Here is a 20561-nt window from a genome sequence, read left to right as displayed (position 1 = left end):
GTAAGCCCGACTATGCTGAGGGTATGTCTGCAATGAAGCATTTAGACACCTACGCCCTGAACGACGGCACCACAATTCCCCTGATCGGCTTGGGCACGTACAATTTGCGTGGTCACGCCGGCATCGAATCAATGGTGAACGCGATTCATGCCGGATATCGTCTGCTGGACTCTGCGTTCAACTACGAAAACGAGGGGGCTCTGGGCCAAGCGGTCCGCACTTGTGGCGTTCCACGCGAGGACCTGCGCCTAGTCTCAAAGCTTCCTGGTCGCCATCACCGCTACGAACAAGCCGTTGACACGGTTGAAGAATCCCTGTTCAGTGCCGGTTTGGACTACTGGGATCTCTACCTGATTCACTGGCCGAACCCGCGTCAGGGTCTCTATGTTGAAGCCTTCCAAGCGCTTGTTGACCTGCAGAAGAAGGGTTTGATTCGATCGGTTGGCGTTTCGAACTTTCTGCCCGAACACATTGAGCGCCTGCGCGACGAAGTCGGGGTTGTTCCCGCTGTCAATCAGATCGAGCTTCATCCGTATTTCCCGCAGGCCGAAAGCCTTGAAGCCCACCGCAATCTTGGTGTTCAGACAATGTCGTGGAGTCCGCTGGCTCGAAAACTGCACGTTGTCGATGAGCCTGTTCTCACTCAGATCGGTCACGAGACTGGTAAGTCTCCCGCGCAGGTTGTCATTCGCTGGCACCTCCAGCGTGGTACTCTTCCGATTCCGAAGTCAGCAAGTAAAGAACGTCAGGCGGAAAATCTCGACGTATTCGACTTCGAGCTTAGCGAAGACCAGATGGCGCGTATTGCCACTCTTGCACGCCCCGATGGTCGCAGTGCGAACCAAGACCCTGCTTTCTACGAAGAGTTCTAAGCCGACGCTTACAAGCGCATATGAAAAGGATGAACTATGGCACGCAACCCCGATGATCTTCGTCGGAGCTCGAACGTTAACTTTTTTGTCGCAGCTTTTTCCGCGTACTTGGTCTATGCCGTGGATTTCTGGCCTCGCTGGATTTTCCTTGCCGCTGCCATTGGTTTCGTTCTCTATGGCTTGAAACTGCGTAAGGATGCCGACCGAATGGGAGACGGGCGGTGCGCCAAAGGTCGTTGACTCCACGGTTTCGGACTTGGTCGATAACAGCTAGTTTTCACTCGCTCGCCGTGTGATTGATTCACGAGGTCGCTCACCGCTTCTCGCCCCTCTCTTGCATCAAGGGCGGAGTGAATACACGGTGTGTCTAGCGGATCCTCGCTCGCAATTCGGGCAACAAAAAGGACGAGGCTAGGTCAGCAGACCCAGCCTCGTACCCAAGAAAAAGGCGCCAACTGGCGACGTAGCGCTTACTTGTCCAGTGGAACGCGGTACACGTTCGTCTCACGCAACTCGAAACCGGCGCGCTGGTAGAGGCGGTTCGCTGCCTCGCGTGACGGACGGCTGGTCAGATCGACCGTGCGTGCGCCAACTTCCTGAGCATGGCGAATCGCGGCCTCAACGAGCGCCTGACCGGCACCCTGGCCACGAGCAGCTGAATCAACAACGACATCCTCGACCCAGGCGCGCACGCCGGTCGGGATCTCGAAGGTTGCCAGCGAGAGCATGCCGAGGATCGGGAAAGCGCCGGACTCGTCAGCCTTGTCGGAGCGGAAAACGAACAGGTGAACGCCGGGCTGAGAAATGAAACGCTCGCACCCAGCCGCGTCCAGTGGGGCAGCTGAACGGGACAGCTGAGGAATCAGGCGCTCCATCGCCTCGACGATTTCGGGGGACGATTCGGTGATGATCTCGATGGTCATAAGGGTCCTTTCACTTCGCGTCTTCACGCAATCCTGTCGCAATCTTGTCGCAATTCTACGGGCGAAGGCCACCCAAGGAAACGACCGTGATCGCCCTTCGAATGTCACGTCGCCTTATGCGTCCCAAACCGCGAGGTCAGACGAATAAACAGTTCGTGCTCTTTCGGCTGATCCGCATGGACCTAGCCGGCTTGCCCCGCGGTCGCGAGCAGTGAAATTGGAGCGGAAGGCCAGGGAGCGAAACCTGTCCGGCCTCGTACATGGGCGTTTCATATTTGGCGAAAACCCAACGTTTCTGCACGCGCTAGGACACACAGTAGAGCGAAATGTCGACGATCAACTTCGCAATCCAGAGCGGGATTCCGACGTGAGTCAGAAGTCAAAGGCCCACGTACGACGTGCCAACGAGTGTGAAAGCGAGGGAAGCGTACCGGAGACCAGTTGAGACAAGAGTGCCAGGGCGAGCATGGAAAACCTTCCTATTAAGAGCAAAATTGCCGTTCGCGGAAACAATGCGAGCAATGATGACGGGTAGGGCCAGGCTGCCGATCACTGTGCGCAAGCCGAGGACTGTGACACGGTCGATGACCGCGCCGTTTTCCGCTGCTGAAACGTTTTCCATCTGCACCTCCCAAGAAAACTGTCGAACTTCCAATAGTTATCTTGGTCGGCACCTTAGTTGGTATCTTGGTCGGTTGTGTGAGGTCTGTTGTGCTAGTCAGGTCAGATTTGCTGGACGTGTTGTCGTAACGTAGCCATCGACACATACGACGGTTCGTGCGTCATACCGGACAGAACACATTCTGATGACACCTGTCAGAAAAGCGCTGTGAACCACCCGTTAAACTCGGACTATGCGCCACAGTGATGCTCCGGCCCTCGTACTTGCCAACCTTGGAACTCCGAAAACTCCGACGACTGCGGATGTCCGCACGTATTTGCGTGAGTTCCTCAGTGATCCGCGAGTCATTGAAATGCCGAAAGCTGTCTGGCGCCCGATCCTTGAGGGAGTGATCCTGCGCGTTCGACCGGCCCAATCCGCCGCGAAATATCGGACCGTGTGGCTGGATGAAGGATCCCCGCTACTGCACTACACGACACGTCAGGCGGAACTTCTGAGCGAACAGCTTGGAATGAAAGTCGTGCCCGCAATGCGCTACGGCCAGCCAAGCCTCGGAAGCGTCCTTGATGATCTGATGACGCAGGGCTATCGAAAGATCGCGATCCTGTCGGCCTACCCGCAGTATTCGGCGACCACGATTGCGTCCGTGAATGACGCGGCCGCCAAGTGGCTACTGTCGAGGCGCGAGCACCCTGAAATCCGGCTATCCCGTTCGTTTCCGACTGCGTCCACCTATATTGACGCGCTTGAAAGTCCAATCCGTGAGTCGTGGGAGCTCAACGGCACTCCGGACTTTGCCGGTGGTGACCGTCTGATCCTCTCGTTCCATTCAATTCCGGTTGCCATGTCGAAGAAGGGTGATCCCTACATTGACGAATGCAAGGAAACGGCTGCGCTTCTGCGTGAGCGACTGGGACTGAATGAAGAGTCCTGCATCGCTACTTTCCAGTCTGTTTTCGGTCCTGCCGAGTGGAATGGTCCGGCGACGATCGACACGGTTGGTGAACTCGGCAAGCAGGGGACGAGGCGCGTCGATATCATCTGCCCCGGCTTCGTTGCCGACTGTCTGGAGACCCTTGAAGAGATTGACCAGCTGAACCGTACAGCATTCACTGATGCGGGCGGATCAGAGTTCCACTACATTCCATGGGCCAATGAAGCGCAGCCTGCAATTGACGCATTGGCTGAGCAGGCGCGAAACCTGCTTGCCGGCTGGGGTGATTGAGGCCAAGCTGCGGCGTGCCGCAATTCCTGTTAGCCGTGGGGTGTACCAAGCGGAAATGGGGCATATTCATGGCCGAGAACTGGACGGTAGCGTCATTCTTTGCGGGAGTCGGAGGGACCAACCTCGGATTCGAAGAAACCGGCAAAGTAAAGACGATTTACGCCAATGAGTTCGATCCATATGCCGTTGAAACGTGCGAACAGAACTTTGACCTCAAAGTAGATGGGCGCGATATTCACGAGGTTCTGCCCGAAGAAGTACCCGATGCCGATATCTTCGTCGGAGGTTTCCTTATCAGGCTTTTTCAGTGGCGGGATATCGTCAAATATGGGCGAAGGAGGACACAACGTTCAAACTGGGGATATGCGCCCAATTTCTGAGCTTGTCTCAGTGCTCAGCCAAGCCTGAGGCGATTGTAGTCAGCAACGCTCCAAGGCAATTGCGACCTCGGCGTGATCCGTGTGCGGGAACATGTCGAATACGCGCGCTTCGAGGCCCCGATAGTTCGGCATTTCCGTCAAGTCGCGTGCGAGCGATTTTGGGTTGCACGACGAGTAGATGACTCGCGGGATTCCAGATTCGTTAATCCACGAGGCCAATTCTGAGCCGATCCCTCGACGTGGCGGGTTAATAACCAGCACGTCCGGTCGGCTTTCTTCGGGCTGGCGAGTAGCCCAAGCCGTCGCGTCCTTAGCGATGAACTGCGCGTCCGCGCGCCCCAGCTTCAACTGGCGAGCACCTTGAATTGCTGAAGCTATCGCCTGATCCGATACTTCCACCCCTGTTACGGGAGTAATGCCGGCTGCTGCCAAGTGAAGAGCGAAACCTCCGACCCCGCAGTAAAGATCCCAGGCTGAGCGAGGTTGGTCGGCCTCGTTATCCGAAACTGCCCATTTGGTGACCTGGCGGTACAGCTCTCCGGCCACCTCCGTATTCGTCTGCGCGAATGAACGAGGCCCGAGCGCCAGCTGAACATCACCGACCGTCATCTCCAGTGTGCGACGCCTGGTCAGAATGATCTCGTCGGGACCTTCGACGATCGCTTCGTGTGTGGGGTGAATGTTTGCGGTGACGACCTCAAGATGTGGTACCAAGTCCAACAAGTAGGGGAGTGCCTTGCGAATATCGGAGACGCGGTCGCGCGTGCGAAGCACGAAGCGACACATCAGAGCATTATCCACGCCGACGGTGAGTAGCACATACTTCAACTCGCCGCTCTTTGTGGGCACGTCATACGGCGTCAGGTTCAGCTGGCGAATAAAGCGCTTTAACCCCGGCGTCGCACGGTTAATTGCAGAATGCTGAATCGGGCAATCCGGCAGGTCAACACCCCTGCGATCGCGTCCCAAAATGCCAAGAGTCGGCTGGCGCCTCGTGCCACCGACGACCAACTTTGCGTTCGTGCGAAAGCCGGTCGGCGACGAGGTAACAGGGGGAAGCCATGCGATATCGGTGGCTCCAGCAACGTCGGCTAACTGGTCGCGAACACGCGTTGTCTTCGTGGCAAGCTGGTCGCCGTAAGGAACCTCAATATTCGTGCACGAGTGGCAACGACCTGCATTCCAGTGCTGACAGAGAATGTCGCTTGTGGAACGCGGGGAAAGCCTGAGCTGGATCGAAGACACAAGGTCCGCCTATTCGCTGTAAGAGGGAGGGTCGGATACGTCTCAGTATTCTCTCACTCCTTGGCAGGTAAGACGGAAGTGAGTGTTCACTGCCTTAAAGACAACGTCGCAGACTGTCATCTGATCGGTGATCGCGTTGGGGAAGTCGCCCGGAGTGGCTTGCTTTCGTGGTGTTGTAACGCCAGTTGAGACCAAGAGCCTCGTAGTCAGCCTCTTCCATGACTCCAGTTGGGTTATCGTCGACGGGATCGCTGAAAACACCGGTAAGTGCTCGGTAATGTGTGAAGTCAAATACTTTCTTGACCTGCATAAACGTGTGAACATTGAGTTTTGGTGACTCAACTTTTCGTTTTCCTCTTGCGCGGTGAACTTCGGGTGTATAAAGTTGAGCCTGTCGGACTCAAGTAAGCGCCTCGCGCATACGGCAGTCCAAGAAAACTTCACATGCAGTCACCAGCGAAGCTGGGTGGCTGAACGAAAGGAACACATACATGGCACGTGCAGTAGGCATTGACCTCGGTACCACCAACTCCGCAATCGCTGTCCTCGAAGGCGGCGAACCCACAATCATCGCGAACGCAGAAGGCATGCGCACCACGCCTTCCGTTGTCGCATTCTCCAAGTCTGGCGAGGTCCTCGTCGGCGAAATCGCAAAGCGTCAGGCTGTGACCAACGTTGACCGTACGATCTCCTCGGTCAAGCGTCACATGGGCACCGACTGGAGCGTCGAAATTGACGATAAGAAGTACACCGCTCAGGAAATCTCCGCGCGCATCCTCTCCAAGCTGAAGGCTGACGCGGAAGCATTCCTCGGCGAGCCCGTCACCGATGCCGTCATCACTGTCCCCGCCTACTTCAACGATGCTGAGCGTCAGGCAACGAAGGACGCGGGCCAGATCGCAGGCCTCAACGTCCAGCGCATCGTTAACGAGCCCACCGCAGCAGCACTTGCATACGGCCTCGAAAAGGGCAAGGAAGATGAACTCATCCTGGTTTTCGACCTCGGTGGTGGAACCTTTGACGTCTCCCTGCTCGAAATCGGCAAGGATGACGACGGTTTCTCGACCATTCAGGTTCGCGCAACCTCCGGCGACAACCGCCTCGGTGGCGACGACTGGGATCAGCGCATCGTCAACTGGCTGATTGATCAGGTCAAGGCGAAGACTGGCGCGGACCTGTCCAAGGACACCGTCGCTCTGCAGCGCCTGAAGGAAGCCGCTGAGCAGGCCAAGAAGGAACTCTCCAGCGCAACCTCGACTAACATCTCCCTGCAGTACCTGTCGATGACCGCAGACGGCCCGATCCACCTGGACGAGTCCCTGACCCGCGCAAAGTTCGAGGAAATGACCTCGGACCTGCTGGATCGTACCAAGAAGCCGTTCCACGACGTCATTGCCGAAGCTGGAATCTCCGTCAAAGACATTGACCACGTGGTTCTGGTCGGTGGCTCCACCCGTATGCCTGCCGTTTCCGACGTGGTCAAGCAGCTGACCGGCGGCCGTGAACCGAACAAGGGCGTGAACCCCGATGAGGTTGTCGCCGTTGGTGCGGCCCTCCAGGCCGGCGTCATCCAGGGTGACCGCAAGGACGTCCTGTTGATCGACGTGACCCCGCTGAGCCTCGGTATCGAGACCAAGGGTGGCATCATGACCAAGTTGATCGATCGCAACACCGCGATCCCGACCAAGGCGTCCGAGGTCTTCTCGACCGCCGAAGATGGTCAGCCGTCCGTGCTCATTCAGGTCTACCAGGGTGAGCGTGAGTTCGCCCGGGACAACAAGCTGCTCGGCACCTTCGAGCTGTCCGGTATTGCGCCGGCTCCACGTGGCATCCCGCAGATTGAGGTCACCTTCGACATCGACGCCAACGGTATCGTCCACGTTTCCGCGAAGGACCGTGGCACCGGCAAGGAACAGTCCGTCACCATCACCGGTGGCTCCGCTCTTCCAAAGGAAGACATCGACCGCATGGTGAAGGAAGCTGAAGAGCACGCAGCCGAGGACAAGAAGCGCCGTGAAGACGCCGACACTCGTAACCAGGCTGAGCAGGTCGTTTACTCGATTGAGAAGCTCCTCAAGGACAACGACGAAACTGTCACCGAGGCGACCCGCACCGCGGTTCAGGCTGACGTTGACGCCGTCAAGGAAGCGCTCAAGGGTGAGGACACCGGGGCCGTGAAGTCAGCTCTCGAGAAGCTCAACGCTTCCGCGATGAAGATCGGCGAAGAGGTCTATGCCTCCCAGCAGGCGGCTGAAGCAGCAGGCACCGAGACTCCGGCTGGCGATGCCCCCGCAGCTGATGAAGACGTCATCGATGCTGAAATCGTGGATGAGGACGACACCAAGTGAGCGAAACTGAGAACCAGGGCTTCCAGTCCGGTCCCCAGGATCACAGCGATGCCAAGGTCAACGACCAGGCATCGCAGGCGCAGGTCGCACCGAGCTCGGACGAACAGTTCGCAGCCGGCGCGGCCGCGTCCGCATCAACCGGGGAAACTGCAGGCGAAGCCACCGCGCAGTTAGCTGACGAGGCACTGACTGACATGAGCGCCTCCGAGGAACAAGTTGAAGACTCGGACCTTGCAAACGCACTCGAGAAAATCGCTAACTTCGAAGACCAGCTGGCACGTGCGCACGCTGACCTGTACAACCTGAATCAGGAGTACTCGAACTACGTGCGCAGGGCGAAGGAAGCTGCTTCAGGCCACCGTGAATCCGGCCAGAGCGAAGTCATTGAAGCGCTCATCAGCGTTCTCGATGACATCGATGCGGCCCGCGCTCATGGGGAGCTCGAAGATGGCCCCTTTGCTGCGATTGCAACGAAGCTGGAAAGCGTTCTGGCCTCGCGCTTCAACCTGGAACGCTACGGCGCTGTAGGTGAAGAATTCGATCCCACTCAGCATGAGGCCCTGCTTGCCAACGTGAACCCAGAGGTTCAGGTAGCAACCATCGCCCAGATCCTCCAGCCCGGCTATCGTCGCGATGAAAAGATTCTACGTGCTGCGAAGGTCATGGTGGACAACCCTGAATAAACCACATACCCGTATCCGCCCAAACTCAAAGAATGATGGAGGTGAGTGAAAGTGAGCGGACAAGATTGGCTTGAAAAAGACTTCTATAAGACGCTGGGCGTAGCAAAAGATGCCGACCAAACAGCGATTAAGAAGGCCTACCGCAAGCTTGCTCGCCAGTATCACCCCGACCAGAATCCGGGTGATGAAAAGGCGGAAACCAAGTTCAAGGAAATCGGCGAAGCCTACGCGGTGCTGTCTGACGAGGAACAGCGTAAGCAATACGACGCGATCCGTGCCATGGGTGGAGGAGCTCGCTTCTCCGCTGGTGGCCCGGGTAGTGCCGGCTTCACAGATGCGTTCTCGTCGATGTTCGGTGGTCAAGGCACTAGCTTCAACTTCTCAACTTCCGGTTCGGGAGTCAATATCGAGGATCTCTTCGGAATGTTCGGTGGAGCGGCCGGTGGCTTCAACGCCGGCGGCCCTCAGCCGAACTACGGGGCTGGTACCCGCTTTGGTCACACCCCGCCACGTCCCAGGAAAGGCGCCGACCGAATCGCGTCGACGTCGATCACTTTCCGTGAGTCGCTCAAGGGAGCAACGCTCACCATGAAAGTCGACGGGAAGAAGAACACCGTTCGTATCCCCGCAGGCATTAAAGAAGGTCAGAAGGTTCGTCTTCGTGGCAAAGGAATGCCCGGGGAAAACGGTGGCCAGTCCGGCGACCTTCAGGTGACGATCCACGTTGAGCCCCATCCGGTATTCACCCGGGATGGCGACAATCTGCGCGTGAGAGTTCCCGTGACGTTCGCCGAAGCGGCCTTGGGTACGAAGATCGACGTTCCACTGATCGATGGGAATACCGTGACTGTGAAGGTGCCTGCTGGAACTCAATCAGGCGCGGTTCTACGCGTGCGCAAACGCGGTGTTGAAACCGCGAAGCACACGGGTGACCTGCTGATCGAGATCATGGTTGCCGTTCCAGACCACCTGACCAAGGAACAGAAAGATGCCGTGAAGGCACTTGCTGACTCTTTTGATCACCAGGACGTGCGAGCCACCCTGATGGAGAAGGCGAAGGAGTGACCGATGGTCAGGCGGCGTTCTTCCGATTCTGATGACGCACTGACGTTCGTTATTTCAGTGGCGGCTGAGCTTGCAGGCATGCACCCGCAGACTCTTCGTCAATACGATCGCCTCGGTTTGGTGACGCCCGCGCGCACAAAGGGCAGAGGACGTCGCTACTCGCAACGCGACGTTCAACGTCTGCGCGAGGTACAGAGGATGAGCCAGGATGAAGGCATCAATCTTGCTGGAATCCAGCGGATCCTTGAACTTGAACGCCGAGTGGAAAGCCTCGAAGCTGAGCGCGTCGCGCTGCGCCAGCGGATCGAAGAACTTGAAGCTCGTCAAGATCGAGTCTTCGCCGCGTCCGCAAACGGCGTGGTGTCGCCGATGCGTCGCGGTGAGCGCCCGTGGGTTAATCCTTCTGCCCGCGATGGGCAAGGGAGGGAAATCTCTATCTGGCGTCCAATCCGTACTGCAAGCCCGTACCCGGAACGCACAATCCGGGCTGTTATCGAAGCAGGACCTTCGGGTGTCAGGGTGATCGACGGGACGATTTCCGTCGTCGACTAATCGCCATAACCTCTGCATCTTCGGGGCGAGCGTTGACAATAGTCACGCTCGCCCCGAAGTGTATTTGCGCAGATAGTTCTACACTCGCGTTAGGGTTACCCCATGAGTTCTCACGATTCGTCGGCGCACCGACTGCCGATGCGCGCCCAACTTGCACTCGGTGCGGGCACACTTGCCCGCACGGCCTCGCGAATTCTGGGACGAGGATCAGGCGGAATGATCGGCGGTGAAGTCGCCAGCCGTATCTACCCGAATATTCTGTCGGAACTTGCAGTCCCGATGGACTCCGTGATCGTGTCAGGGACGAACGGCAAGTCAACGACCAACCGATTCGTTCGCGCGGCCCTTGAAACAGCAGGTCAGGTTGCCTCGAACGTGAATGGCGACAACATGGGCTCGGGTATTATCACCGCGCTGATGAGCACGCCGACCGCGCCACACGCGGCCCTCGAAGTTGATGAGATGCACGTGCCCGCCGTTGCAGCGCACGTTTCGCCCAAAGTTTTTGTCTTCCTCAATCTGTCTCGCGATCAGCTGGATCGCGTCGGTGAAATTGGTTCGGTTGAACGCCGTCTGCGTCAGGCAGTTGAAGAAAACCCTGATTCCCTTGTTGTTGCGAACTGTGATGATCCGCTGATCGTGTCGGCAGCCTGCGAAGCGCGAAACGTTGTCTGGGTTGCCGCGGGCGCCGGATGGGGAGACGACTCCGTGGCCTATCCGCGCGGTGGCAGGGTTGTTCGTGACTCCGATTCGTGGCATCTCATTGAAGCTTTCCTCGGCGAAGAACTCCCCGAACTTCGCCAGCGTCCCACGCCAGACTGGACAATCGGCAACATCGATTTGATGCCGGAAGGAGCAAGCGGGCCCTCGGCAATTCTGTACGGACCAAACGACGTTCGCGTTCCTTTGCACCTGCAGCTCCCGGGGCGCGCAAACCTTGGCAACGCTGCCCAGGCGGTAGCGGCCGCGGTCGCGTTGGGGATTGATCCGCAGGTGGCCGCCAACGCGATCGGTCAAGTGCGTCAGGTTGCCGGACGGTATTCCATTCATGACGTTGATGGGCGTCGCGCTCGCATCATGTTGGCGAAGAATCCGGCAGGCTGGCAAGAAGCGATGACGATGGTTGACCCGCGTGTCAAACAGGTCGTGATTGCAGTCAACGGCCAGGTTCCGGACGGGCAGGATCTCTCGTGGCTCTGGGATGTCGACTTCTCCGTGTTGTCCGCGTCCGACGATCGTCGCATTGTCGCGTGCGGTGAACGAGGCGCCGACTTGGCCGTCCGCCTTGAATACGCGGGAATTCACTGCGATCTTGCGCCACTACCCATGGACGCCTTGAAGCTCCTTGAGCCCGGCAAGGTTGAAATGTTGCTGAACTACACGGCTCTTCGAGACTTTAAAGTAATCCTTGATGCTCGCCAGAAATCAGCAACTGGACGATAGGAGGGTGGACGATGAGTGAATCAACCCTGCGAATCGGGGTCTTGTTTCCCGACGTGCTGGGCACCTACGGAGATACGGGCAATGCTCTGATTCTGGCAGAGCGCGCCCGCCGTCGAGGTATCGATGCGGAACTAGTGACAGTGTCTTTGAACGAAGACATCCCAGCAGAACTGGATCTTTACACTCTCGGCGGTGGCGAAGACACTGCGCAGTCACTGGCGGCTCAGAAATTCCGCGACGACTCGGGCTTGCTTCACGCCTTGGACGCCGGCAAGCCACTTCTTGCCATCTGCGCCTCATTGCAGGTTTTGGGGCACTGGTATCGCGATGCGCGCGACGAGCGAGTCGAAGGCCTCGGCGTTCTTGATGTCACCACGGATCCGCAGGGGCATCGTGCAATTGGCGAGCTTGTCTGTGAACCCCTTCTTGAAGGACTGACCCAGCCAATGAGCGGTTTTGAAAACCACGGTGGTGGGACGGTTCTTGGGCCCAACGCGCGTCCGCTTGGTCGCGTCATTGCGGGCGTTGGCAACGGAACTCCCGAAGGGATGACACCGGAGCCTATTGCCTACGATGGTGTCGTTCAAGGATCCGTTATTGCTACCTATATGCATGGACCCGTTTTAGCTCGAAATCCTGAGCTTGCCGACTTGCTTCTTACTCGCGCTACAGGGCTTGAACTGGCGCCACTTGATGTTCCAGGCGTCGAAGCTCTGCGCGCTGAACGTTTGGATTTTGCGTGCCGCTGATCAGCGTGCTTTGCGCTGTTGTCTACGGAAAATCAGGGTTTGATCGGGGTTGCTCCCCAAAGACAGGGCGCTTCTTCACCGATACGATGGATAAGAATTGACTATCGATCTGGAGGATTGATGACCCCTGAAATGAACACCGATCCGACTGGTAGCCAGCCGAATGGTGGTTTCGCGACCGGTTTCAACGGACAAGCCCCTCAGGCTTCATCCCAAACACCGTGGCCTCAGTACGGCGAGGTCTCCGGTTCATCGAATCCAACCTACGGTTCTTACGCGGGTGGGACGTTCAATGATGGTGGCGCGGGCTACCCGCAGGGTGCGCAAGCGCAGTGGAATTCTGATGCACCTCAGTACCCGGGTCAGCCGATGAATCAGCCGATGGGACAGCCCTATGGCGGCCAACAGGCTGGTGGCCCCAACGTTGCTGGAATGCCGATGCCGGGTGTGCCTCAGAAGCTTCCTAGCCGTGCCGGTTCGATCATCATGATGGTCGTTGGCTTGCTGATGATGTTTATCGTTGCCCCGATTTCCCTGTTGGTGGGCGCTCTGGCTGGTCTCGATCTTGACGGTGTTATTGCTGGAACGAATGAGATCCGCTCTGGCGACACAATCACCATCGGTGACGGCGGATCGCTGATGGTGACGGCCTCACGTTCGGATCCTTCGGCTTACGCGGGCACCCTCTACTCGTGTAAGGTCACCTCGGTTGAAACGGACACCGAATATAAGATGACGACGAGTGCGACGGACACTTTCTACATTGATGGTCTGGCGCCCGGAAATTACGTCGTTGAATGTGAGGGTGAAACCACTAGATTGATGGCAATTTCTGGTGTTACCGCCGACGATTTGGTGGGGGCTGGAATGTCGGGAGTTGCTTGGGCGACGGGAATCGGAATTCTTGGTCTGATCCTACTGATTGCCGGCATCATCTGGCTGGTGGTGACGAATCGTAAGCGTTCGCAAATCCGCGCCACTCAGATAGGTTCGCCGTATCAGTGGCAGTGATGTCCTGACAGTTTCTTTCGCGTGAGGGCGAGGCTGGTAGTGATACCGCCTCGCCCTCACGTCCACCCTGGGTGTTTTCCTCGGCGTCGACGAGGTTCTTCTTGGTTCGCTTCTTCCAGAGTGACAGGGAAGATCCTCTTCACTGAAAAACTGCGAGGGCGTTCGTGTTTCTTTTCCGGGACTGTCAGTCGCCGAGCGTTTGGAAGAGGGATGCCCACGAGGGTGCATGGCGCTGTTTGGGCTTTAAATGAAGAAGACGCCAGCATTCATATCAAGATTCTGACATGGACCATGTACACACCAGATTGACGCTAAATGCAAAATGATTTCTACATGGTCTCTTCTAGACTGGGAACAATGGTGGGTCGGCAACGATGCCATGGCACGTGATTGCCTGGGATGACTGCTCATCCCTGAATGGAGAACGGTTCAGCGCAGGTATCGACATCGTGAAACAATGCGTTTCTTAGCGTTATTGGTAGAGATAAACGGTAATTTCGTTAAAAAGGGGAAGGAAAGCATGGGTTACATCGAGTCAAACAGCGCAGATCGATTGAAGATTCCTACCCCGGTAACTCAAGACCGCCTGAAGGATCTTTTCAATCAACGTAGCTGGACGTGGTTCGTTGATAATGAAGGCGATTTGGGTGGTCGCTGGAATGGCTACACCTTTTATTTTTTGTTGACTGGAACGAAGCAAGAGATTCTCCATATCCTGGGTGGCTGGGGTAACCCCATCAATCCGGACCGTCTACCAGAGGCACGTGCTTTTATTGCTGACTGGCATAGGAAGCACCTCTGGCCGAAAGTCTGCTCGACCCTTAACGATCAGGGAGTCGTCAATATTCGAGTAGAGAACACTGTTGACTGGGAGTCTGGAGCAACGGACGAACAGCTCTACCAGCAGATCGATTGTGCGCTTGGCACGGGGATGCAATTCTTTGAAGCACTGAACGAGGAGCTGTCGTTATGAGCGGAATCTTTGATCGAATTAGGAAGATCTTGAATGCCCAAGTAGCAGATGAAGTGCAAAAGGATGCTTCTGCCAAAGACGGCCTCGTCCTAGATGTAGACGCAGACCTGCAAGAACTCCAGTCCCTTCAGGTTCCCAGTGAAGATGACAACGGGGAAGACCAAGGTAGGGGAGCTTCTTCGGCAGATGATGTGCAGGATCGTTCGGACCAGCCCGATCAGCTGGATCTGACTCGTCCAGTCACCCTTGAACGTGTCGGGTTCTTTTTTGACTCACAGGGTTGGAATTGGGAGATCGACGACGAGGGTGACTTTGTGACAGGTTTCGATTCGAATCAGTACGTGTTCCGGATCACCGGCAAGAAGAATGAAATCTTCACAATTATTGCCTTTCGAAGCACCCCCGTTGATGCTCAGCTGAGGTCAGAAGTCGAGCTACTGATTGAAGATTGGCATGCGACTCACCTGTGGCCGATGGCTTCGTTTACTGAAAAGAACGGAGAGATTCGAATTCTGGCAGAAGTGAACTTGGACTGTGAGTGGGGGCTTTCTGACGCGCAGCTTGTTACTCAGTGCAAATGCGGAATCGGCACAATTTCCGCCTTCTTTGAGGAAGTAGATCAGAAATTTGGCCCAGCTCCATCGGAATCTGACATGAACGGCGACTACAGCGAATAGTGCGCTGTTCGCGACACTAGCGTAGGAACTCTGCCGATCATGTGGCAGACACAGTCATTTATTAAAGGGGGGATGTGATGGACACTCCGCTCACATCGCGGGCTACAGCTTATCCCCTGCTGAATGAGCGCGGTGAAACGACGCGTTCTCACATCCTCGACGCTGTCCGAGCTGAGATTGTTGAGCGTGGGGCTACAGCGATGACGGTTTCTTCAATCTCGAAGCGAGCGAACCTCACGCGCTCCCTGTTCTACCACTACTTTGCGACCAAAGATGAAGCCGCCTCGGCGGTCCTCGACAGTGTGATTGATGACTTTCTCGCTCAGGTTCGTCAGTGGAACGAGGGGCGAGAACTCGGAAACGTTGATAAAGCTCTTGATGACGCAGTGCATCTTATGTGTTCGATCATCGATCAAGACAGTCCATTCAGCATGAGCTTGGCGGGGACTGGGAACGGGCAACTGTATCTGCAGTTCATTGACCGCGCGGCCGACCGTATCGCGCACTTCATTGTGGATAACACCGTAGAAGATTTCCGCCGACACCATGAGATCAAAATTGGTGACCTTTACGAGACCTTCTACATGCTTATCGTCGGTCTGATCTCCCTGATGAGAACGCGCCCGGATATCAGCGAAGCGGCGGTTAAACGAATCGTCGCCCACACCCTCCAGATTGACGATCTCGTTCAACTCGATTGATGAAGGATTTCTTCATTGAGGGAATGCGCGGAGCTCAAACAGTGATTGACAGGGTGTAAATGTTGGCCCTAGACTGTGTGAGTCAGTTCATATCTGTAGTGGCGCGCGCTTTGAATCTGGATCTTGACCCCGAAGGGTGGACCTTCATTTCTTGAGTCCGTGTCACGACTCAGCGTCCTGTGAGTGCAAGGAAGGCAAGAACAATGTTGTTCGAGGTCTACGGCGAACATGCCGCATATCAGTGGATTGGATGGGTGCTAGTTTTCGCTGCGCTCATCGGAGCGAATGAGATCGCGCGTCGTACAAAGGCGGGAGGCATCTTCTGTTTCCTTGTACTGCCGGCTATTTTGACGGTCTATTTCATTGCGATCTACGTAGGTGCTGGACAGGGTGCCGAGTGGGCGCTCAATAACCCGACCTACGTGCACATGAATAGCTGGTTCCACTATGCGAAGCTCTATGCGGCAACTGCTGGCTGTATTGGCTTCATGATGCTGAAGTATGGCTGGGGAAAAATCGGTCGTTCACATGCATTCAAGTGCTTCCCGTTCGTTATTGTTGCGATCAACATTCTGATTGCCGTTGTCTCTGATTTTGAGTCGGCGTTCCGCGCATTCGGCACGACCTGGGTTTCCTCCGAAGGTGTCACGCTGATGGGCGGTTGGCACAATGTCTTCAATGGCATCGCGGGTCTGATCAATATCTTCCTGATGACCGGCTGGTTTGGTATCTACGCTTCTCGAAAGAAGCAGGACATGCTCTGGCCAGACATGACGTGGGTGTTCATTGTCGCCTACGACCTCTGGAACTTCTGCTACACCTACAACTGTTTGCCGACTCACGCCTGGTACTGCGGTGTTGCCCTGCTTCTTGCACCGACGGTTGCCAACGCCTTCTGGAATAAGGGTGGTTGGATCCAGAATCGTGCAAATACGTTGGCTCTCTGGTGTATGTTCGCGCAGGTTGTTCCCGCGTTCCAGGACTACTCGAATTTCTCGGTTCAGTCCGTGAATAATCCGAATGTAAACCTGTTTGTTTCGATTCTCGCTCTGGCTGCCAACATTCTGGCTCTCGGCTACGTGATCTACCGTTCGCGCAAGCTTGGCCGTAACCCGTACACGAATGAAATCTTCGTGGGGACGAAGGATTTCGAGGCTGCAATGGCGCGCCGTGAGGATGTGGCTACCGCCTGATCCAGTTTGTATGGACGAGGCCCCGCCCGGCATGTGTCGGGCGGGGTTTTCGCTTGTCAGATCACCTTTGTCAGCTAAGGGTGAGTAGCTGGCCTCGTGAATGGGGAAGCGGAAGGGGTGGAAGTTGAGTTTTCGGCGAGAAAAATAAAGTTGAGTGGAATAGACTCAACTTTGGAGCGTTGATATATGCAGACGCACGTGGGATCGCCACGTGCCCATATCTCGACGCAATGCGTCACTGGAGGAAATATGACCAACGAATTCACGACGAAAGCGCAGGAAGCTATTGGCTCTGCGCTCGAGTCAGCCAGGGCAGCTGGCAACCCGGGAGTTACGCCCCTGCATCTTTTGAATGCTCTGCTGACTCAGAACGAAGGAATTGCGACGGCGCTTCTCGATGCTGTCGGTGCCGACCGTAAGACGATCGGCGCGAGAGCGCGTAACGCTCTGCTCGCATTGCCAAGTATTCAAGGCTCGACCGCCCAAAACGCTCAGGCAGACCAGGCTCTGATGGGAGTCATCAACGACGCTCAGAAGCGTGCAGAAAAGGCTGGCGACGCTTATGTGTCGACTGAACACCTGATGATTGCGCTTGCCGCGTCAAAGAGTGAGGCCGGCACCATTCTTTCTCACAACGCGGCACCGCCCACCGCTTTGGAGGAAGCTCTGAAGACGCTCCGTCCGAATCCGATTACATCACCTGACCCGGAGGGGAGCTTCGAAGCTCTCAAGAAGTACGGGCGAGACCTGACCGAGGTTGCTCGCGAAGGCAAGCTCGACCCGGTGATCGGTCGTGACGCGGAGATTCGTCGCGTTGTGCAGGTACTGTCGCGTCGTACGAAGAACAACCCTGTCCTCATCGGTGAGCCCGGTGTGGGTAAGACTGCGGTTGTCGAAGGGTTGGCTCAGCGTATTGTCGCGGGCGATGTTCCGGCATCCCTGAAGGATAAGACGCTTATTGCTCTCGACCTGGCATTGATGGTGGCAGGCGCGAAATACCGCGGTGAATTTGAGGAGCGTCTGAAGGCTGTCCTCGAAGAAATCCAGCGCTCTGACGGGCAGGTCATCACCTTTATCGACGAGCTTCACACGGTCGTCGGTGCCGGTGGTGGGTCTGAAGGTGCGATGGATGCTGGCAATATGCTCAAGCCGATGCTTGCGCGTGGCGAACTGCGCATGGTTGGCGCGACCACGCTGGACGAGTATCGCGAGAACATTGAAAAGGACCCGGCTCTGGAACGTCGTTTCCAGCAGGTTTTCGTCGGCGAACCGTCCGTTGAGGATACGGTTGCGATCTTGCGCGGTATTGCGCCGAAGTACGAGGCCCACCATAAGGTGACAATCTCCGATGGTGCGCTCGTTGCGGCGGCAACCTTGTCGGATCGCTACATCACGGGGCGTCAACTGCCGGATAAGGCGATCGACTTGATTGATGAGGCTGCGTCTCGTCTGCGGATGGAACTTGATTCTTCCCCGATCGAGATCGATGAGTTGCGTCGCCAGGTGGATCGTCTGCGAATGGAAGAATCCTATCTGACCGAATCTGATTCGGATAAGACGGATGAAGCGACCCAGATTCGCCTAGAGAAGCTTCGTGCGGACCTCGCTGATAAGCAGGAAGAGCTGACTGCATTAACTGGACGCTGGGAGGCAGAGAAGGCCGGGCATAACAAGGTCGGTGATCTGCGCGTTCAGCTGGATGAACTGCGTACTCAGTTGGAACTTGCTATCCGTGAGAATCGTTGGGAAGAAGCCGGAAGGCTTCAGAACGGTGAAATCCCCGCGGTCGAACGCCAGATTGGCGAAGCCGAGGCGAACGCTGAAGCGGAAGATGAAGCAGCCGGCGAGCCGATGATCGCAGAGAAGGTTGGGCCGGCTGAGATTGCGGAAGTCGTGGAGTCCTGGACGGGTATCCCGACCGGTAAGCTCCTACAGACGGAAACCGAGAAGCTTCTGACCATGGAAGATGCGATCGGGCATCGACTGATTGGTCAGAAGATGGCCGTCGCGGCGGTGTCCGATGCGGTTCGGCGTTCCCGTGCGGGGATTGCGGATCCGAATCGTCCGACCGGTTCGTTCCTGTTCCTCGGTCCGACGGGTGTCGGTAAGACGGAGCTGGCGAAGTCGCTGGCGGAGTTCCTCTTCGATGATGAGCGAGCGATGATTCGCATCGACATGTCGGAGTACTCCGAGAAGCATTCGGTCGCGCGCCTCGTCGGTGCCCCTCCGGGATACGTTGGATACGAGCAGGGTGGTCAGCTGACCGAAGCTGTTCGCCGTCGTCCGTATTCGGTGATCCTTTTGGATGAGGTCGAAAAGGCTGATCCGGAAATCTTCGACATTCTGCTTCAGGTTCTCGACGATGGTCGCTTGACTGACGGTCAGGGCCGCACGGTTGATTTCAGGAATACGATCTTGATTTTGACATCGAACCTTGGCTCGCAGTTCCTATCCGATCAGTCTTTGACGCAAGAGATGAAGACTGATGCGGTGATGGAGACGGTGCGTCATGCATTCAAGCCGGAGTTCTTAAACCGTCTGGATGAGACGGTCATGTTCGACCCGCTGTCGGCGGATGACTTGGCTGGCATTGTTGACCTGATGGTCGGCCAGCTCGCGAAGCGTCTTGAGAGCCGTCGCATCACGCTCGATGTGTCCGAGCCTGCCCGCGGTCTGCTGACCCGGATTGGCTACGACCCGGCTTACGGTGCTCGTCCGCTACGTCGCCTGATCCAGAAGGAAATCGGTGACAAGCTGGCGAAGATGCTTCTAGCCGGCGAGGTTGGCGATGGTTCGACCGTTCGCGTCGATGTTTCCGAAGACTTGGAGACTCTGTCGATGCAGGTAGTCGCAGAAGGTGAAGAGCCGGACATCTTCTCCTGCTGATTGATTCACGAGGCCGTGTGGGGCGCGGGTTTTCAACGCGCGCCCCACACGTGCACTTGTCACCAGAACTCGTGGCCGATAAGGGCGCGTTTAGAATAGGGGGGCACACCGATAACAGCACGGCCCGAACAATCGAGCGAGCGTCACAACGCAGAAGGGGACACGCATGGCAGTGATCACGAGCGAACTGATGGATATTCCTTTTGCTCATGCGTATGCGTTGAATGCTGGGGGACAGACCCTGGTCAAGGTTGGTGACACGTCGACCGTCTATCCGCTGGCGTCTGTCACGAAGCTTCTGATGGCATGGTCAACGTTGGTTGCAGTCCAGCGAGGCTTTATCAGTTTGGGCGATCCGGCTGGTCCCGAAGGGTCCACGATTCGCCACCTTCTGGCTCACGCCTCGGGCTTGCCCGCAGAATCTCGCGATGCACAGTTCGGCGTCGAAAAACGACGTGTTTACTCCAACGCTGGTTTCGAGATCCTTGGTGATGCGGTTGCCGAAGCAACGGGAACAGACATCGGTCGATGGATTGAAGAATCCGTGATTGAGCCTCTGGGCATGACAACGGCGGACGTTCCCGGTTCAGTCGCGCGCTCTGGGCGAGCAAGTATTGATGACCTGCTGATCCTCGGCCAGGAGCTCCTGCATCCAACTTTGATCAGCGATGCGCTATCGACTGAAGCGGTAACCCCGCAGTTCCCCAACCTCGCGGGCGTTGTCCCCGGATACGGTCGGCATAACCCGTGCCCGTGGGGACTCGGCCTTGAAATCCGGGGAACGAAGAACCCGCACTGGACCGCCCCAGATGCCCCGGCCACAACATTCGGCCACTTCGGAGTCTCAGGCTCGTTCCTCTGGGTTGACCGTGAACACGACGCGACCGCAGCGTTCCTTGGTTCACAAGAATTCGGCCCCTGGCATAAGGAACAATGGTCGCAGCTCAACGCCCAATTGCAGGGCCTCGTGAATGCCTAACTGTCAGGCGCGAAGGCGGTTCTGATCCCAAGTG

Annotated in this window: 21 protein-coding genes; 17 read left to right on the top strand and 4 right to left on the bottom strand. The window is 56.7% G+C overall.

What is annotated here, in order from left to right:
• Nucleotides 1-32: 32 nt before the first annotated feature.
• The gene (locus G5S47_RS07085; protein ID WP_219585882.1) at nucleotides 33-872 is read left to right on the top strand and encodes an aldo/keto reductase; all 840 of its coding nucleotides are present in this window, start codon (nucleotides 33-35) and stop codon (nucleotides 870-872) included.
• A gap of 36 nt (nucleotides 873-908) precedes the next feature.
• Nucleotides 909-1112, top strand: coding sequence for a hypothetical protein (locus tag G5S47_RS07080; RefSeq protein ID WP_006680275.1), 204 nt, complete (start codon nucleotides 909-911; stop codon nucleotides 1110-1112).
• Between the two features lie 230 nt (nucleotides 1113-1342).
• Here G5S47_RS07080 and G5S47_RS07075 read toward each other — a convergent pair whose 3' ends face one another.
• Both G5S47_RS07075 and G5S47_RS07070 read right to left on the bottom strand, forming a co-directional pair.
• Nucleotides 1343-1795, bottom strand: coding sequence for a GNAT family N-acetyltransferase (locus G5S47_RS07075; RefSeq protein ID WP_006680274.1), 453 nt, complete (start codon nucleotides 1793-1795; stop codon nucleotides 1343-1345).
• A 379-nt stretch (nucleotides 1796-2174) separates the two neighbouring features.
• The gene (locus G5S47_RS07070; RefSeq protein ID WP_219585465.1) at nucleotides 2175-2417 is read right to left on the bottom strand and encodes a hypothetical protein; all 243 of its coding nucleotides are present in this window, start codon (nucleotides 2415-2417) and stop codon (nucleotides 2175-2177) included.
• Nucleotides 2418-2649: 232 nt separating this feature from the next.
• Here G5S47_RS07070 and hemH point away from each other — a divergent pair, with 232 nt between their 5' ends.
• Entirely contained in the window at nucleotides 2650-3642 is a 993-nt protein-coding gene (gene hemH / locus G5S47_RS07065) for a ferrochelatase (RefSeq protein WP_103632470.1), read from the top strand.
• Nucleotides 3643-3710: 68 nt separating this feature from the next.
• Nucleotides 3711-4022: a DNA cytosine methyltransferase gene (locus G5S47_RS07060; RefSeq protein ID WP_219585464.1), complete on the top strand. Its 312-nt coding sequence runs from the start codon at nucleotides 3711-3713 to the stop codon at nucleotides 4020-4022.
• Nucleotides 4023-4061: 39 nt separating this feature from the next.
• Here G5S47_RS07060 and G5S47_RS07055 read toward each other — a convergent pair whose 3' ends face one another.
• Nucleotides 4062-5222 carry a methyltransferase domain-containing protein gene (locus G5S47_RS07055; protein ID WP_219585881.1) on the bottom strand — a complete coding sequence of 387 codons (1161 nt, stop codon included), beginning with the start codon at nucleotides 5220-5222 and terminating at the stop codon, nucleotides 4062-4064.
• Between the two features lie 139 nt (nucleotides 5223-5361).
• Complete coding sequence (locus G5S47_RS07050; protein WP_219585463.1) at nucleotides 5362-5577, bottom strand: hypothetical protein; 216 nt, start codon at nucleotides 5575-5577, stop codon at nucleotides 5362-5364.
• A 181-nt stretch (nucleotides 5578-5758) separates the two neighbouring features.
• Between G5S47_RS07050 and dnaK the strand changes: the two genes are divergently transcribed.
• The 13 genes from dnaK (at nucleotide 5759) to G5S47_RS06985 (ending at nucleotide 20527) form a co-directional block, all read left to right on the top strand.
• A complete protein-coding gene (gene dnaK / locus G5S47_RS07045; protein ID WP_219585462.1) occupies nucleotides 5759-7615 on the top strand; it encodes a molecular chaperone DnaK in 1857 nt (618 codons plus the stop codon).
• A complete protein-coding gene (locus tag G5S47_RS07040; RefSeq protein WP_219585461.1) occupies nucleotides 7612-8298 on the top strand; it encodes a nucleotide exchange factor GrpE in 687 nt (228 codons plus the stop codon). The genes dnaK and G5S47_RS07040 overlap by 4 nt, the downstream gene beginning before the upstream one ends.
• 51 nt (nucleotides 8299-8349) lie before the next feature.
• A complete protein-coding gene (locus tag G5S47_RS07035) occupies nucleotides 8350-9363 on the top strand; it encodes a DnaJ C-terminal domain-containing protein (RefSeq protein ID WP_006680265.1) in 1014 nt (337 codons plus the stop codon).
• Between the two features lie 3 nt (nucleotides 9364-9366).
• Nucleotides 9367-9915 carry a heat shock protein transcriptional repressor HspR gene (locus G5S47_RS07030; protein ID WP_179369951.1) on the top strand — a complete coding sequence of 183 codons (549 nt, stop codon included), beginning with the start codon at nucleotides 9367-9369 and terminating at the stop codon, nucleotides 9913-9915.
• A 102-nt stretch (nucleotides 9916-10017) separates the two neighbouring features.
• Nucleotides 10018-11358, top strand: a complete 1341-nt coding sequence (locus G5S47_RS07025) for a Mur ligase family protein (RefSeq protein ID WP_006680263.1) — start codon at nucleotides 10018-10020, stop codon at nucleotides 11356-11358.
• Between the two features lie 11 nt (nucleotides 11359-11369).
• On the top strand, nucleotides 11370-12107 hold the full coding sequence (locus tag G5S47_RS07020; protein WP_006680262.1) for a type 1 glutamine amidotransferase: 738 nt from the start codon (nucleotides 11370-11372) through the stop codon (nucleotides 12105-12107).
• A 120-nt stretch (nucleotides 12108-12227) separates the two neighbouring features.
• Nucleotides 12228-13118: a hypothetical protein gene (locus G5S47_RS07015; RefSeq protein WP_006680261.1), complete on the top strand. Its 891-nt coding sequence runs from the start codon at nucleotides 12228-12230 to the stop codon at nucleotides 13116-13118.
• A gap of 520 nt (nucleotides 13119-13638) precedes the next feature.
• Complete coding sequence (locus G5S47_RS07010) at nucleotides 13639-14091, top strand: type III secretion system chaperone family protein (protein ID WP_103632488.1); 453 nt, start codon at nucleotides 13639-13641, stop codon at nucleotides 14089-14091.
• Nucleotides 14088-14768: a YbjN domain-containing protein gene (locus tag G5S47_RS07005; protein ID WP_006680259.1), complete on the top strand. Its 681-nt coding sequence runs from the start codon at nucleotides 14088-14090 to the stop codon at nucleotides 14766-14768. The genes G5S47_RS07010 and G5S47_RS07005 overlap by 4 nt, the downstream gene beginning before the upstream one ends.
• Nucleotides 14769-14845: 77 nt before the next feature.
• On the top strand, nucleotides 14846-15469 hold the full coding sequence (locus G5S47_RS07000) for a TetR/AcrR family transcriptional regulator (protein ID WP_006680258.1): 624 nt from the start codon (nucleotides 14846-14848) through the stop codon (nucleotides 15467-15469).
• Between the two features lie 203 nt (nucleotides 15470-15672).
• Entirely contained in the window at nucleotides 15673-16662 is a 990-nt protein-coding gene (locus G5S47_RS06995) for a DUF5692 family protein (RefSeq protein ID WP_006680257.1), read from the top strand.
• 249 nt (nucleotides 16663-16911) lie between these two features.
• On the top strand, nucleotides 16912-19548 hold the full coding sequence (gene clpB / locus G5S47_RS06990) for an ATP-dependent chaperone ClpB (RefSeq protein ID WP_006680256.1): 2637 nt from the start codon (nucleotides 16912-16914) through the stop codon (nucleotides 19546-19548).
• A gap of 166 nt (nucleotides 19549-19714) precedes the next feature.
• Entirely contained in the window at nucleotides 19715-20527 is an 813-nt protein-coding gene (locus G5S47_RS06985; protein ID WP_006680255.1) for a serine hydrolase domain-containing protein, read from the top strand.
• Nucleotides 20528-20561: the final 34 nt, after the last annotated feature.

Origin of the sequence: Schaalia turicensis (assembly GCF_019380255.1) — a bacterium.
Lineage (GTDB): Bacteria > Actinomycetota > Actinomycetes > Actinomycetales > Actinomycetaceae > Pauljensenia > Pauljensenia turicensis_A.
Note: the sequence above shows the minus strand (reverse complement) of the source record. Positions and strands in the feature narration are given on the sequence as shown.